Origin of the sequence: Mesorhizobium sp. B2-3-10, from assembly GCF_006442275.1 — a bacterium.
Taxonomy (GTDB): domain Bacteria; phylum Pseudomonadota; class Alphaproteobacteria; order Rhizobiales; family Rhizobiaceae; genus Mesorhizobium; species Mesorhizobium australicum.
Genome location: NZ_VFVT01000011.1, coordinates 130,450 through 144,707 on the forward strand (window position 1 = coordinate 130,450; position 14,258 = coordinate 144,707).

General features: G+C 63.6%; 14 protein-coding genes. 9 read left to right on the plus strand and 5 right to left on the minus strand.

Annotated elements, in window-relative coordinates:
- The first annotated feature begins 76 nt into the window (after positions 1 to 76).
- Together FJ943_RS26795 and FJ943_RS26800 are read left to right on the plus strand one after the other, a co-directional pair.
- Positions 77 to 718, plus strand: a complete 642-nt coding sequence (locus tag FJ943_RS26795; RefSeq protein WP_140726375.1) for a hypothetical protein — start codon at positions 77 to 79, stop codon at positions 716 to 718.
- A gap of 169 nt (positions 719 to 887) precedes the next feature.
- Complete coding sequence (locus tag FJ943_RS26800; protein ID WP_015318519.1) at positions 888 to 1,106, plus strand: hypothetical protein; 219 nt, start codon at positions 888 to 890, stop codon at positions 1,104 to 1,106.
- A gap of 50 nt (positions 1,107 to 1,156) precedes the next feature.
- Here the strand turns inward: FJ943_RS26800 and FJ943_RS26805 are convergent, their stop codons facing one another.
- Positions 1,157 to 1,660, minus strand: a complete 504-nt coding sequence (locus FJ943_RS26805) for an OsmC family protein (protein ID WP_140617232.1) — start codon at positions 1,658 to 1,660, stop codon at positions 1,157 to 1,159.
- Between the two features lie 194 nt (positions 1,661 to 1,854).
- On the opposite strand from FJ943_RS26805, the gene FJ943_RS26810 reads away from it, so the two are divergent.
- The 3 genes from FJ943_RS26810 to FJ943_RS26820 all read left to right on the plus strand — a co-directional run bounded on the left by FJ943_RS26810 (position 1,855) and on the right by FJ943_RS26820 (position 5,809).
- Entirely contained in the window at positions 1,855 to 3,372 is a 1,518-nt protein-coding gene (locus tag FJ943_RS26810; RefSeq protein WP_140726378.1) for an alpha/beta hydrolase, read from the plus strand.
- A gap of 157 nt (positions 3,373 to 3,529) precedes the next feature.
- Positions 3,530 to 4,636: an agmatine deiminase gene (gene aguA / locus FJ943_RS26815; protein ID WP_140726381.1), complete on the plus strand. Its 1,107-nt coding sequence runs from the start codon at positions 3,530 to 3,532 to the stop codon at positions 4,634 to 4,636.
- Positions 4,637 to 4,705: 69 nt separating this feature from the next.
- Positions 4,706 to 5,809, plus strand: a complete 1,104-nt coding sequence (locus tag FJ943_RS26820) for a polyamine ABC transporter substrate-binding protein (RefSeq protein ID WP_140726384.1) — start codon at positions 4,706 to 4,708, stop codon at positions 5,807 to 5,809.
- 13 nt (positions 5,810 to 5,822) lie between these two features.
- Here the strand turns inward: FJ943_RS26820 and FJ943_RS26825 are convergent, their stop codons facing one another.
- From FJ943_RS26825 to FJ943_RS26835, 3 genes are all read right to left on the minus strand, one after another.
- Positions 5,823 to 6,530 carry a LuxR C-terminal-related transcriptional regulator gene (locus tag FJ943_RS26825; RefSeq protein ID WP_246671944.1) on the minus strand — a complete coding sequence of 236 codons (708 nt, stop codon included), beginning with the start codon at positions 6,528 to 6,530 and terminating at the stop codon, positions 5,823 to 5,825.
- 166 nt (positions 6,531 to 6,696) lie between these two features.
- Positions 6,697 to 7,530: a glutathione S-transferase family protein gene (locus tag FJ943_RS26830; protein WP_140726389.1), complete on the minus strand. Its 834-nt coding sequence runs from the start codon at positions 7,528 to 7,530 to the stop codon at positions 6,697 to 6,699.
- A 26-nt stretch (positions 7,531 to 7,556) separates the two neighbouring features.
- Positions 7,557 to 8,138: a VOC family protein gene (locus FJ943_RS26835; protein ID WP_140726392.1), complete on the minus strand. Its 582-nt coding sequence runs from the start codon at positions 8,136 to 8,138 to the stop codon at positions 7,557 to 7,559.
- 337 nt (positions 8,139 to 8,475) lie between these two features.
- Here FJ943_RS26835 and FJ943_RS26840 point away from each other — a divergent pair, with 337 nt between their 5' ends.
- Positions 8,476 to 9,363, plus strand: a complete 888-nt coding sequence (locus FJ943_RS26840; protein WP_140617238.1) for a DMT family transporter — start codon at positions 8,476 to 8,478, stop codon at positions 9,361 to 9,363.
- A 60-nt stretch (positions 9,364 to 9,423) separates the two neighbouring features.
- A complete protein-coding gene (locus FJ943_RS26845; RefSeq protein WP_140726395.1) occupies positions 9,424 to 10,329 on the plus strand; it encodes a DMT family transporter in 906 nt (301 codons plus the stop codon).
- Between the two features lie 217 nt (positions 10,330 to 10,546).
- Here FJ943_RS26845 and FJ943_RS26850 read toward each other — a convergent pair whose 3' ends face one another.
- The gene (locus FJ943_RS26850; RefSeq protein ID WP_140726398.1) at positions 10,547 to 11,410 is read right to left on the minus strand and encodes a LysR substrate-binding domain-containing protein; all 864 of its coding nucleotides are present in this window, start codon (positions 11,408 to 11,410) and stop codon (positions 10,547 to 10,549) included.
- Positions 11,411 to 11,519: 109 nt separating this feature from the next.
- Between FJ943_RS26850 and FJ943_RS26855 the strand changes: the two genes are divergently transcribed.
- A complete protein-coding gene (locus tag FJ943_RS26855) occupies positions 11,520 to 11,927 on the plus strand; it encodes a 4-oxalocrotonate tautomerase family protein (RefSeq protein WP_140663036.1) in 408 nt (135 codons plus the stop codon).
- Between the two features lie 103 nt (positions 11,928 to 12,030).
- A complete protein-coding gene (locus FJ943_RS26860; RefSeq protein ID WP_140726401.1) occupies positions 12,031 to 14,253 on the plus strand; it encodes an AMP-binding protein in 2,223 nt (740 codons plus the stop codon).
- Positions 14,254 to 14,258: the final 5 nt, after the last annotated feature.

Genomic DNA, 14,258 nt, shown 5'->3' on the forward strand with positions numbered 1-14,258 from the left:
AGCCGGTTCGAAATGGATTAAAACAGCCTTCGGCTACGTTCTTCTGACGTAGGACATTCGAAACCGGAGGACCGACATGCCAAGACTCGCCATCGTTGCCGCCACCGCCCTTGCCGCCGCTCTTGGAGCTACGGTGGGCGTGGCCGTTTCCCAAGATACCAAGATGAGTTTCTTCGTCACCAGCGTCGGCTCCGGCAAGGGGGGCGATCTCGGCGGCCTGAAGGGCGCGGATGCCCATTGCGCGTCGCTGGCGGAAGCCGCCGGCGTCACCGGCAAGACCTGGCACGCATATCTCTCGACCAGCGCGGAGGATGCGCGCGATCGCATCGGCAAGGGTCCCTGGTTCAACGCCAAGGGCGCCAAGATCGCCGATGATGTCGCCTCGCTGCACAGCGACGCCAACGGCATCACCAAGCAAACCGCGCTGAACGAGAAGGGTGAGACGGTCAACGGCCGCGGCGATACGCCCAACCGACACGACATGCTGACCGGCTCCAAGCCCGACGGCACCAGGATCGCCGACCAGACCTGCGGCGACTGGACGATGAGCGGCTCCGAAGGGGCGGCGATGATGGGCCATCACGACCGCACCGGTCTCGACGATTCGGCGGCGGCGAAGTCGTGGAATTCTTCGCATGCCTCGCGTGGCGGCTGCAGCCAGGAGGCGCTGAAAGGCACAGGCGGCGACGGCCTGTTCTATTGCTTTGCGACCGACTGAACCACGGCGGAGGGCAATACCGCAGCTAGGAACCCGACGGATCATCACGCGGCTGTGATCTGAGAGGAGAAGCCGCTGGGCGGTCATGCTTTCGTCATTTCCGAGGAGTTGTTAGGATCGAGCGAATCCCGCAACGAGAGCCCGATCTGGGCAGAACAAGGAAAACTCCATGGCTACGACCGCAGCATTGGTCTGGTATCTGGTAATCGCCGGCCCGCAGGGCGGCATGGTCGTGCTGCCCAGCACCTTCGACAAGCGCGAACAGTGCACCGCCGCCATCACCGAGTATCAGAAGCAGCCGACACCCGCCGGCTGGTCCGTGCAGTGCGTGCCGAGCGCCTCGCCCTTCACCGACGAAGGCGACGCCGAAGAGCCGGCAGCTCAGTAAGCATCAGATATCGCAAGGCCCCCGACCGCTGCCGCGGGCCTTGCGATTCATCACCGCGCGCTCACCGTCAGTTCCGGCTTTTGTTTGATGGTCTGGAACACCACGCAATAGCGCTCGGTCAGCTTCAGCAGCGAATCAATGCGCTCCGGAGGCTCCGCCGTGTCGAGATTGAAATTGAGCCGAATGGCGCGAAAGCCGACCGGCGCATCCTTGGCGACACCAAGCGTGCCGCGAAAATCAAGATCGCCTTCGGCTTCAACGGTAGCGGCGCCGAGCTTGAATTCGAGCGCCGTCGCCACCGCCTTCAGCGTCACCCCGGCGCACGCCACCAGCGCCTCGAGCAGCATGTCGCCGGAGCACAGTTCGAGCCCCGAGCCGCCTGTTGCCGGATGAAGGCCGGCGATTGCCAACGCCCTGCCCGTCTCCACCTTGCAGGCCACCGACTGTTCGTCGATCGAGCCCTTTGCCCTTAGCGTGATCAGTGCTTGCGTGGCGTCGTCGCGGTAGGCCTGCTTCAGCGGCGCCTGCATGGCCTTCAGCTCGGTTGCGTCCATTTTCGTTCCTCCGACAGGCTTTCTGCCTTGATAGCATGGTCCTGCGAGACGTGTGAGGCAATCCAAACATGACGACCCAAGCTGTCAGGAACTGGTTCGGCCGAAACAACAGCAGTGGGCGCGCCATCGTCTGATCCCTTTGACTTCATCCGCCTCGGCCATAGCTATGCGGGAGTCTTTTCCGCGGAGGTCTCATGCGTTCCAAGCTGAAACTCGTCTCCCTTGTCCTCTTCATGCTTGCCGGTTTCGCGCAGCCTCTCCTGGCCGAAACGGCGGAGCGGCCGGCACCCGCGGGCGGCGTGCTTTCACTGCTGCCGTCACCTGAGATCACCGACCATTCGATCACCATTGGCGGACGCAGCCTGCGGTATCAGGCAAAGGCCGGCACGCTTCCGCTGCTCTCCGGCAAGGGCGAGATCACGGCGGAGATCTTCTATGTTGCCTATACGCTGAAGCCGCGGGAGAGCGTGGCGACGGAAGCACCGCGGCCAATCACCTTCGTGTTCAACGGCGGCCCGGGCGCCGCTTCAGCCTATCTGCATCTCGGCGCGCTCGGACCGCGCGTCGTGGCGACCGGAGCCGGCGGGGAATTCCTCCCCTCGCCGCAAAAGCTCATCGACAATCCCGACAGTTGGCTCGACATGACCGACCTCGTCTTCGTCGACCCGGTGGGAACCGGCTACAGCCGCGAGGCGCCCGGCCACGATACGCACGACTTCTGGGGCGTCAGCCAGGACGCCAGTTCGGTCGGCGCCTTCATCAGGCTCTATCTCGCCCAAAACGGCCGCATGGGATCTCCGCTGTTCCTCGCCGGTGAGAGCTATGGCGGGTTCCGGGCGGCACTGCTTGCCAGGACGCTGCAGGAAGATATCGGCATCAGCCCGAGCGGCATCGTGCTGATCTCGCCGGCGCTGGAATTCACCCTGGTGCAGCCCGACGAATTCGAGCCGCTGCATTGGGCTCTCGAACTACCCTCCCTCGCCGCGGTTCGCCTGCGCAGTGAAGGTGTCAGCGGCGACACTTTGCGGAAAAAGCTCGCCGAGGTCGAGCATTATGCACTTGGCGAGTACCTCAGTGCGCTCACCAGTGGGCTGGAGCAAGGCGGACGGCTGGCGGGTGATCGCGTGGCCGAGATCACCGGCCTGCCTCTCGACCTCGTTCACCGCAACTTCGCCCGCGTCCCGACCTCGCTCTTCGCAAGGGAGTTTGGCCGTGCCATGCGTAAGGTGCTCAGCCCCTATGACGGCATGATCGCGACGGCGGACATCGCTCCCCAGAGCGCCCGTATCGCTGGCCCCGATCCGGTGCTGGACCGTAGTGTGCCGGCGCTGACCTCAGCCTTTGTCGCTTACGCGCGCGACGAGCTGAACTTTCGCACCGATGTCAGCTACCGCTTGCTGAACGGCGATATCAGCCACAACTGGGACTATGGGACGAGCGCCTCGCGCCAGGGCTATGCCGGCGTGATGGATGACCTGCAACGGGCGCGGTCCTTGAATCCCGCGCTGGGCGTCGTCATCGTCAATGGCTACACCGATCTCGTCACTCCCTATCTGGCGTCGCGTTATCTGGTCAGCCAGATCCCGTCGCTCGCCGGCGCCAGGCCGATCCGCCTCGACGTCGTTGAAGGTGGGCACATGATGTATCTCGAACCGGATGGACGGCGCGCGCTGAAGCAGGCCGCTTCACAGCTTTACCAGGCAACCCAGTAAACGACAGGACATCGAGTCCCCGGGCAACCAAGGCGCCGATGCAGGCCCGGTGGCGGGCGCAGTGATCAAGCTGTCCCAAATGGGACATTGACGGACAAGGCCCCAAAACCGTCTGATCGGGCAAGGTTTCGTCATTCCATTTTCCGGTGGTCCCACAATGTCACATACGCTCCCGACCACACCGAGGCAGGATGGGTTTCGCGCCCCTGGCGAATTCGAACCCAAATCGGGCTGTTGGCTGATCTGGCCAGAACGGCCGGACACCTGGCGGCTGGGCGCCAAGCCCGCGCAGAGGCTGTTCGCCAATGTCGCTGCGGCGATCGCACAAAGCGAGCCGATGACGGTGGCGGCGTCCAGCCGCCAGTGGCAGAACGCAAGAGCGCGATTGCCCAGCCATGTGCGCGTCGTGGAAATGTCGACCAATGATTCCTGGCTCCGCGACAGTGGCCCCAATTTCGTCGTCAATGATCGAGGCGAAGTGCGCGGCGTCGATTGGATCTTCAACGCTTATGGCGGTTTCGACGGCGGCCTCTACTCGCCTTGGGATCTCGACGACCTCGTGGCGCAAAAGGTCCTCGAGATCGAGAGGATGGACCGTTATCGCGCACCGCTGATCGCCGAGGGCGGCGGACTGCAATGCGACGGCCAAGGCACGCTCATCACGACCGAGCAGTGCCTGCTCAATCGCAACCGTAATGCCCATCTCGGAAAGGCGAAGGTGGAACAACAGCTTGGCGACTATCTCGGCGTCGACAAAATCATCTGGCTGCCGCGCGGTTTTGCTTTCGACGAGACGGATGGCCATGTCGACGACCTCTGCTGCTTCGTTCGTCCGGGCGTTGTGGCGCTGAGCTGGACCGACGAGCGGGACGATCCGCAATATGAGATCGTACGCGAAGCCGAAGAGGTGCTGCGCTCGGCCCGCGACGCGCGTGGCCGTCGCCTGGAGGTTCATCGGCTGCACCATCCCCTGCCGATCGAGATGACGATGGAAGAAAGCGAGAGCGTGGACCGGGTCGATTCGACCTGGGCACGGCCGACCGGCAACCGGATCGCGGCGAGTTACATCAACTATTATCCGGGCAACAGCGTCGTGGTCGTGCCGGAATTCGGCTGCAATCTCGACGGGAAGGCAAAGCAACAGCTGGCCACGCTGTTTCCCGATCACAAGCTCGTCGGCATCGAGAACTCCCGCGAAATTCTGCTCGGAGGCGGCAATGTCGCCTGTATCACGTTACCCGTTTATGCGCCCCACCGGCGTTGAGCGGCAAGCGTGCCGAAGTGAAATCAGAACGGTGCGCCGCGTCGGCCCGCCAGGCAAAAGGAGATACCCATGCGCGCTCTGCTCTTCCCAATCCTGACCGCCGCGCTTGCCTGCGGCATCAGTTTCGGCGTCGCCCGGGCGGACGATGAGAAGGTGGTCAACGTCTACAACTGGTCCGACTACATCGCCCCGGACACGGCTGAGAAATTCGAGAAGGAGACGGGCATCAAGGTCCGCTACGATGTCTATGACGGCAACGAGGTCCTTGAGACGAAACTGCTCACCGGCGGCTCGGGATATGACGTGGTCTATCCCTCGGCCTTTCCGTTCCTGAAGAACCAGGTGAAGGCAGGCGCTTTCCTGCGGCTCGACAGATCGAAGCTTTCAAACCACTCGAAAATCGATCCGCAAGCCTTGTCGCTGATCGCGGGTGCGGATCCGCAGAACCTGTACGCCGTGCCTTATATGGCCGTCACAGACGGGATCGGCTACAATGTCGCTGCCGTCAAGCAACGGATGCCGGATGCGCCGACAGGTTCCTTCGCCATGGTCTTCGACGTCGACGTCGTCAAGAAATTCTCCGATTGCGGCGTCGCCATGATCGATGCTCCGGCGGAGATCATTCCTATGGCTATGAACTATCTCCACATCGATCCCAGGTCGACCAGTCCGGACGACCTCGCCAAGGTCGAAGAGCTGATGGGCAAGGTGCGGCCCTATATCCGTTACTTCCACTCGTCGAAATACATCAACGACCTGGCGAATGGCGACATCTGTGTCGTGCTGGGCTGGTCGGGCGACATATTGCAGGCCAAGACCCGTGCGGCGGAATCCGCGAAGAAGCTGGAGATTGCATATTCCATTCCAAGGGAAGGCACGCTGATAAACTTCGATACGATGGCCGTGCCGAAGGATGCGCCGCATCCGGAGAATGCCCAGGCGTGGATCGATTTCAACTTGCGGCCCGATATCGCAGCGGCCAATTCCAGTTATGTTTCCTATGCCAATGCGATCCCGGAATCCCTGCCGCTGATGGATCAGGCCGTCGCAAAGGATCCCGGCGTTTTTCCGTCCGACGATGTAAAGGCCAAGCTGTTCGTGGTCGAGAACAACGACGCAAAGCTGCTGCGACTGCAAAACCGCATGTGGACACGCGTCGTGACGGGACAGTGAAGCTGGCGAACCGTCAGTTGGGCGAGGCCTTCCAGCCTATGGCCAACAGCTCGACCTGGGAGTGCACACCGAGCTTGCGGTAGACCTGCTTGATGTGGTTGCGCACGGTGCCGGGTGAAATCGACAGGTTTCGCGAAATCGTCTTGGCGCTGCCGCCCTCGATCAGGAGCCGCGCGATCTGCCTTTCCCGGGCGCTGAGTTGCGACCCCGCGGCTTCGATTGCGGAACCCTTGTCGCGAAGACGGCACAAATGAAGCAGCCTTTGCAGAATGAGCTTTGTCGCGCTGCTCGCCGCGCCGGCCACAGCCAGATCATGCTCGCCAAAACGCGGCGCGCCGTCGCGGCGCAGAAAGGTCACATAGCCGGCGGTCAGTCCGTCGAGGTTGAACACGCCGGTTATTTCATCGAAGCTGCCGGAGGGCCCGTAGAATTCGCGGTAATACGGCGTGCGCTGGAAATCGCCTTGGCTGAGAGCCGACAACGGCAGCAGGAAATCCTGTCTGGTGCTGGCGAACCTCTGAAAGAACGGATCCTGGCGATAGACGCGCGCATCATAGTCGCGGTTCCAGCGATCGGGTCCGGCATCGTCGATGGTCAGGGATGTTATGTCGCGACGATAGAAGCCAACATAGACACGATCCGAGCCAAGCAGCACCCTTGCCGCCGCGCTGAAGCGGGCCGACAAGTCTTCGGGCGTTGCCGCCAAGGCCGCGGCGGCCACGCCACCACTCCAGCGTTCAAGCCGGTCGAGAGAAAAATTCGACTGCATCCGCGCCCAGACTAACGCAAGCCCCGCCAACTTCAAGCTGGCGGGGAACCGCGAGGTCGCCGGTGAGATCAGTCCGGCGGCCGCTTCCGCAGCTCATCGCACCATCGACTGGTTGGACTCACGCCTTGGCCTGCGACCTCACATGGGCGATGTAGCCGCGCACGTCGCCGGCCGGACCAGCATAGGCCTTGCCGAGCTTCTTCTCCATCGCAGCCATGTATTCCTTCGCCCATTTGGGCAGGGCGTAGTCGATGACGGCGAGGAATTCGAGCGTTGCCGCAAGACGGATGTCCGCGATCGACGGGTTCTTGCCGCCGATGAACGGCTTGCCATCGCGGAAGAAGGAGTGGAAGACCTCGAGCGGCTCGGCAATGGCGGCGACCGCGGCCTTCTGCGCCTCCGATTTCCTATCCGGGTGGGCGTCGCTGTGACCGACTTCGCCGGCATATTGCGGGAAGCCGAGCGCCGGATAAGTGGCGCGCGCGACATAGGGATAAAGCGTACCGATCAGATAGAACATGGCGCTGTCTATCATCGCCCGCTTGGCTGGCGCCTTCGGGTAGAATTTCTCCAGCCCATGCTTGTTGGAAAGATATTGCATGATGGCGCAGCTCTCCCACAGCACGCCGCGCGGCAGGCCCTTGTCCTCGATCATCGGCGTCAGGTGGGCCGGATTACGCGCCATGTATTCGGGCGAGCGCGTGTGCCCCCACGCATCGGTCTCCGCATGGTCGAGCCCGGCGGCGCGGGCAAAGACGCGAACGGTCATGTTGTTGACGCTCGGCTTCAGCATGCTGATGGTCAGCGCCGATTTCCTTGCCGGTTTCGCCTTGGCCTTGGCCGCGGTCTTGCCGGCGGCCTTTGGCGCCGTCTTGGTCGCAGCTTTTTCTGCCGCTTTTGCCGCTGGTTTGGCGGCCGGTTTCCCTGCGCTTTTCGCCACTGCTTTTGCCACGTGTTCCTCCCTTGCCTGTTCAGCCTTCAGTATGGATTTTTGGGCGCCCGGTCCGCCGACAATGTCGCGCGCGCGCGTTCCACCAGCGCCTGGATCGCATCAGCCAGATGCACCTCGGCGATGTTGTAGTCGCCACGCGTGACGCGAAGCTTATGCGCCTCCATCAGCACATCGGCATGGGTGAAGCCTGCAGGCGGCTCGAAACGATAAGAGGCAAGCTCGATCAGAAGGCCGAGCGGATCCTCGAAATAGATTGAATCCATGAAGCCGCGATCCTTGACGCCACTGTGTTTGACGGCGCGCTCGTCGAGCCGGGCGACCGCCTGCAGGAAAGTGACGCGGGACACCGAAAAGGCGATGTGATGCACGCAGCCCGGGTCGGTCGGGGTGCGGCGCTGCACGACCGTGCGGGTCTCGTCGGTGAAGATGGTGATCAGCCGGCCGTCGCCCGGATCGAAATAAAGATGGCTTTCGCTCGGCTTGTCGAGATTGGGCTGCTCGAAGATGAAAGGCATGCCCAGCACCCCTTCCCAGAAATCGATCGAGGTCTGGCGACCGGCACCGACCAGCGTGATGTGATGGACGCCTTGCGACTGCAGTTTCTGCATCGGCCTTCTCCCCGCAATATCCGCTCTGGCAGAGGCGGCCCGTCACGCCGCGCCCGCACATGCTACATCTGGCATGAGCTGAGCGCCAATTCGATGTCCGTCCCCCGGCGTTCTGCGCGCCTGCCTTCGTTTCCGGCTTTATGAGATGATGCTAAACCAATCGGCCGTGCCGCGCCAGAAGCCGCAGCCGGGACAGGCTGCATTTCGCGCCACTGCCGCCTGCCCCAAAAGCAAGCGCGGTCCTGGAGCAGCGCCGTGCGGGATTTCGCCCGTATAGCTGGCTGGTGCGGAGCCGACAGGGGCTGGGGCCGCCTTCACTCAAGCAGGCGCACGCCTTATGGCCGATATCGCCATTCTCGATACACGCGAAAGGGTCTTCGCCGGAATCCTGCTGACGGGCGCCGCCTATTTGCTGTTTTCGACGCAGGACGCCTCGATCAAACTGCTGGTCACCGGCATGACCGTCTGGCAGATCATGTTCTTCCGCAGCATCACCATTCTTGGCGCCTGCGCAGTGATCGGCGGGCGGCCGCTGTTCGCCGATACGGTGCGCTCGCCGATCGTGCGGCCGATGCTGGTGCGCAGCGCCTTCACGCTCGCCGCCTGGCTCTGTTACTACAATGCCGCCCGCAGCCTGCAACTCGCCGAACTGACCACCGTCTATTACGCGGCTCCGATCATCGTCACCGTGCTATCGGTGGTCCTGCTCGGCGAAAAGGTGCCCGTTCTGCGCTGGCTGGCGGTTCTGATCGGCTTTGCCGGCGTCTTTGTCGCCTGCGATCCCGCCCATCTTGGCCTGTCCGTGCCCGTGTTGCTGGTACTGACGGCGGCCTGCCTTTGGGGCATCGCCATCGTGCTTCTGCGCAAGACGGCGCTTGCCGAGCGCTCGACGATCCAGCTCCTCCTCAACAATTTCTATTTCCTGGTTTTTTCGGCGGTGCCGGCGCTGTCGTGGTGGCATACGCCGGACCCGGCACAATTGCTGCTTCTTGCCAGCGTCGGTGCGCTCGGCGGCTTGGCGCAATATCTTCTCTTCGAGGGCATGAAGCGTACGCCGGCATCGATCCTGGCGCCGCTCGAGTACACCTCGCTGTTGTGGGCGTTCGCGCTCGGCTTCGCGATCTGGGGCGACGTGCCGCGCCGCGAAGTGTTCCTGGGTGCCGCCCTTATCGTCGCCGCCGGCCTGCTGATCGTCGGCGGCGAACATTTCCGCAAGCGGCTTTGACGTGGATGGTCACTACTCCCGACGCGACGATGTCAGGACGAGGCAAGGTAGGCTGCCGGCATGACTGAGATCACGGCCACCGCGGAAACCGCCGAACGCACGCTGGGTATCCTGCTGGTATCATCCTCGGCGGCTGTATTCGGGCTGACCGGCGTTCTGACCAAGTCGATCCATGCCGATCCGCTGACAATCACCTGCTGGCGCGGCTTTGTCGGCGCGATCCTGATCAGCCTCTACGTATTGTGGCGCCGCCGCCGTGCCGGCAACCGTGAACCGCTGCGGCTTGGCTGGCGCGGCTGGCTGCTGGCCGTCGAAGGCGCACTGGCCAGCATCGCCTTCATTTCCGCTTTCAAGTTCACTTTCGTCGCCAATGTCGCGGTCATCTACGCGACGTCGCCCTTCATTGCCGCCGTACTGGCCTGGATGCTGGTGCGCGAACCTTTCCGGCTGCAGACGATGGTGGCGGCGGCGGTGTCGCTGTGCGGGGTCGCCATCATGGTGTGGTCGGGTTTTGCCACCGGCAATTTGTTCGGCGACGGGCTGGCGCTGCTGATGACGGCCGGCAGCGCGCTGTACATGATCATGGTTCGCGCGTTCCGTGACACGCCCGTTGTGTGGGCCGGCGCGGTTTCGGCCTTCCTGCTGTTCATACTCGGATGGTTCGTCACCGATCCCCTGGCGGTCTCATCAAGGGACGCCATCCTGCTTGCCACCTTCGGCGCGTCCTTCGCGCTGGCTTCCATTCTGTGGACGGAAGGCTCGCGGCTGATCCCGGCGCCTGAATCGGGCCTGCTCGGTTCGGCGGAAGTGCCGTTCGCGATCCTGTTTGCATTTCTGTTCCTGGCCGAAATCCCGCCGATGGCCAGCATGGTCGGCGGGGCCATCGTGCTCGGCGCCGTCGTTGCCCATGCCGGCCGCGATTGGCTGAAGGCACGCTCGCGACAGGCGTCTTCAAATATTTCTTAAAAAATTTCGGAAGTCACGGAACCATCACCGTGCCCGGACATTATTAGTGTGACGGGCCACCCCCCAAGTCCCCCCAAACCCCTCGGCCCGTCCTACTCCAAGCCGACCGCAAGGTCGGCTTTTTCTTTGCGACAGCTTTTGCTTTGCAACAGACGGGTCGACCGCAAGTCGGCTTTCCATGCCAAAAGACCGGCGACGGAGCTTCGCGCCTCGCCAATCAACCAAGCGGTCCGGACAAAGCGAGGCTACCGCCGAGCAGCGTCGCCAGATCGCCCGCGGGCGCATCGGCACCGGCGCGCAGGCGGATCGCGAACTCAGCCATCGGAACCGGCGGCAAGCCAAGTTCGCGGGGCGCTTCGACGATGCCGGAATGGGCAAAGCGCGGGGTTCGCAAGGTCAGCGCAACACCGGCATTTACCGCAGTGCGCAGCCCGGCCAGGCTGGCGCTGCCGGCAGCGATGCGATAGCGGCGGCCGGCGGCGTCGAGCGCGGCGAGCGCCGCTTCGCGAAACCCGCAATAGGGGTCGAGCAGCGCCAGCGGCAATTCTTCCTGCCGCGAGGCCAGTCCCTTGTTCGAACACAGCCATATCATCGGCTCGCGCAGCACGCCGACCTCGTCCGGCACGGCAGCCTGGCGCATGACGATCGCCAGATCGAGGCTGCCAGCTTGTAACGCCTGCGCCAGTTCGGCGGAGCGGCCGACACGCAATTCGATCCTGACGCGGGGATGGCTGGAGGCGAAGGCACGCAGCAGGTCCGGCAGGCCGCTATCGGCGAAATCCTGCGTCGTGCCGATGGCGACGCGCCCGGCAGCGCGCGCGCCCTTCAGCGCCAGCCAGGCCTCGCGATGCACGGCAAGAATACGCCTGGCGTGCCCGACAAGATCCTCGCCTGCCGCCGTCAGGCCGCGCCCCCTGCCCTGCGGCGCCAGAACCGGCTCACCGACGATCTCTTCCAAGCGCTGCATCTGCGCCGTCACCGCCGAGGGTGAGCGGCCGACATTGGCCGCCGCCTGCGCCAGCGAACCGCTGTCGACGAAAGCAAGGAAGGTTCTGAGCAGGTCGGGATCGAGCGTTTCCATAATTCGGTTTTATCAAATCATCAGTTGAAAACAATTCAGTTTTTTCGATCAAAAGATGATGGCATGGTCTTCAACGGCGCCCACGCCGCTAAAAACCAAGGAGAGAAAAATGCCCATCATCAATGTCAGCGTCACCGGCAAGCCCGACGCCACCCTGTCGGCCAGCATCGCCAGGGAAATAACCGAGATTACCGCCACGCATCTGCGCAAGGATCCGACGATCACCGCAGTTGCCGTGTCCTATCTCGATCCGCAGCACTGGTTCGCCGGCGGCAAGTCGCTCGCCGAGCACGGCACCAACACGTTCTGGCTCGACATCAAGGTGGTCGATGGCACCAACACAAAGCTCGAACTGGAGGCCTATCTCGAGGCGGTCTTCGATGCCTTTGGCCGCCTGCTAAGCGGCGTGCACCAGGAGAGCTATGCTTTCGTGCATGAGGTTCCGGCAGCGGCCTATGGCTACGGCGGCAAGACGCAGGAGTTCCGTTTCATCAGCGGGCGGCTGAACGCGGCGTGAGGGCGCCCCTTCCGCATTGACCTTGCCTCGACTTCCGCTAGGCTCTGCCCCCGAAGCGGCCGCACAAGAGCCGCAATGACAAAATCGTTGGGAGAGACGCGGCATGATCCTGACACTGGCGCTGCTTGCGGGTCTGGTTGTGGCCTGGTTGCTGATCGGCGTGGTGGAAAAATTCCGCCTCGGCCTGCGCTTCACCCAAGCGCTGCTCTACGCACCGTTCAAGCTCGCCTACCGGATCAGCGACAATCGCATCAAGATCGCTCGCAAGGCGCAGGTGCCGGTCATCTATGTCATCTCGCACCAGTCGCGCTTCGAGCCGGCGCTGATGCTGTCGCTGCTGCCCGACGACACGCTGCATATACTCGACGAGGTCTCGGCGCGTTCGCCTTGGCTCGAACCGTGGCGCGAACTCGGCCGCACCATTGCCTTCAACGCCGAACATGTCTTCGTCAGCCGCCGGCTGGTGCGCGTGCTGAAGGGCAAGGGCCGGCTGGCCGTCTATCTGCCGGACGCGGTCGAGCCCGACGTCAAGACGTTTCGGCTGTTCCGCGCCGTCACCCGCATCGCCATGCAGGCCGACGCCCGCATCGTGCCGATCTTCGTCGCCGGCGCCCGCAACCTGCCGGTGTCGCTGACCTCGGCGGACAAGGCACCGCGTCACTGGTTTCCACGGCTGTCGGTCAGTGTCCTGGAGCCGATGACGATCGCCGAGCTGGTGGCGCGCAATCCGGACCAGGCTTCCAACACCAATGCGCTGTTCGACCGCGTCGCGGAGGCCCGGCTTTTTGGCACCGACCTCGACCGTGGCCTGTTCCTTGCCATGCGCGACGCCGCAACCAGGATCGGCGCTTCGCATGCGATCATCGAGGACGTCATTTCCGGGGCGCTGAGCTACCGCAAGATGTTCATCGGCGCGCGGGTGCTGGGCAGGCGCTTCGAGGCGGTGACGGCGCCGGGCGAAGCTGTGGGGGTGATGCTGCCCAACGCCAACGGCGTCGTGCTGTCGCTCGTCGGCCTGCTCTCGGCGGGCCGTGTGGCGGCGATGATCAACTACACGGCCGGGCCGGCAAGCGTCACCGCGGCTGTCCGCACCGCCGTCATCCGCACCGTTGTCTCTTCGCGTGCCTTCGTCGAGAAGGCCGATCTCGCCGATATCGTCGCCGCGGTCGAAAAGGGCGGCGCCAGGCTGCTGTGGCTGGAAGATGTACGCGAAAGCGTCACCACGCTGGACAAGCTTGCAGCCGCCTTGCTGTGGCGCCTGCCGCTGCAGCGACAGGACGCGGCAAAGCCCGGCGTGATCCTGTTCACCTCGGGCTCCGAAGGCACGCCGAAGGCCGTTGTTCTGTCGCAAAAGAATCTCCTCGCCAATGCCATGCAGGCCGAGGCGCGGATCACCATTTCGCCGGCGGACATCCTGCTCAACGTGTTGCCGGTGTTCCATTCGTTCGGCCTGACGGGCGGCACCATCCTGCCACTGGTCACCGGGGTAAAGCTGTTCCTCTATCCCTCGCCTCTCCACTACAAGCTCATCCCCGAGATCGCGCGCAAGGTGAAACCGACCATCATGTTCGGCACCGACACGTTCCTCGCCAACTATGCGCGCACCGCCAAGGACGGGGATTTCTCCAGTCTGCGCTTCGTCGTCGCCGGCGCCGAGGCGGTGAAGCCGGATACCCGCCGCGTTTATCGCGAACGCTTCCAAGCCGAGATCATCGAGGGCTTCGGACTGACCGAGGCGGCGCCCGTGGTTGCCGTCAACACCGCGATCCACGGCCGCGACGGCACGGTCGGCCGGCTTCTGCCGGCCATTCGCATGAAACTGGAGCCAGTCGAAGGCATCAACGATGCCGGCCAGTTGTGGCTCGACGGGCCGAACATGATGATGGGCTACATGACCGCGGACCGCCCCGGCGAGCTCCAGCCGCTGACCGGCTGGCACGATACGGGCGATATCGTCGCCGTCGACCGCGAAGGCTTCATCAGCATTCGCGGCCGCGCCAAGCGCTTCGCCAAGATCGCTGGCGAGATGGTGTCGCTGGGTGCGGTCGAGATGCTGGTGCAGTCGCTTTGGCCGGAAGAACGCCATGCGGCGGTGGCGGTGCCGGACAATAGGCGGGGCGAGCGCATCGTGCTGGTCACCACCGCCGACGATGCCAGCGCCGAGGAGTTGCGTCAGTTCGGCAAAAAGGCCGGAGCGGCCGAACTGATGGTGCCTAACGACATCGTCAAGGTCGAGGAGATCCCGGTGCTCGGTTCCGGCAAGACCGACTATGTGTCGACGAGAAAGCTGGCGATCGACCGGCTCGGGCTTGGCGTGGCGGCCTGAGTCGG

Coding starts and splice junctions, on each gene's coding strand:
- FJ943_RS26840 (WP_140617238.1), top strand. CDS start 8,476: ATGGCCGATATCGCCATTCTCGATACACGCGAAAGGGTCTTCGCCGGA.
- FJ943_RS26855 (WP_140663036.1), top strand. CDS start 11,520: ATGCCCATCATCAATGTCAGCGTCACCGGCAAGCCCGACGCCACCCTG.
- FJ943_RS26795 (WP_140726375.1), top strand. CDS start 77: ATGCCAAGACTCGCCATCGTTGCCGCCACCGCCCTTGCCGCCGCTCTT.
- FJ943_RS26835 (WP_140726392.1), bottom strand. CDS start 8,138: ATGCAGAAACTGCAGTCGCAAGGCGTCCATCACATCACGCTGGTCGGT.
- FJ943_RS26845 (WP_140726395.1), top strand. CDS start 9,424: ATGACTGAGATCACGGCCACCGCGGAAACCGCCGAACGCACGCTGGGT.
- FJ943_RS26820 (WP_140726384.1), top strand. CDS start 4,706: ATGCGCGCTCTGCTCTTCCCAATCCTGACCGCCGCGCTTGCCTGCGGC.
- FJ943_RS26810 (WP_140726378.1), top strand. CDS start 1,855: ATGCGTTCCAAGCTGAAACTCGTCTCCCTTGTCCTCTTCATGCTTGCC.
- FJ943_RS26800 (WP_015318519.1), top strand. CDS start 888: ATGGCTACGACCGCAGCATTGGTCTGGTATCTGGTAATCGCCGGCCCG.
- FJ943_RS26805 (WP_140617232.1), bottom strand. CDS start 1,660: ATGGACGCAACCGAGCTGAAGGCCATGCAGGCGCCGCTGAAGCAGGCC.
- FJ943_RS26850 (WP_140726398.1), bottom strand. CDS start 11,410: ATGGAAACGCTCGATCCCGACCTGCTCAGAACCTTCCTTGCTTTCGTC.
- FJ943_RS26860 (WP_140726401.1), top strand. CDS start 12,031: ATGATCCTGACACTGGCGCTGCTTGCGGGTCTGGTTGTGGCCTGGTTG.
- aguA (WP_140726381.1), top strand. CDS start 3,530: ATGTCACATACGCTCCCGACCACACCGAGGCAGGATGGGTTTCGCGCC.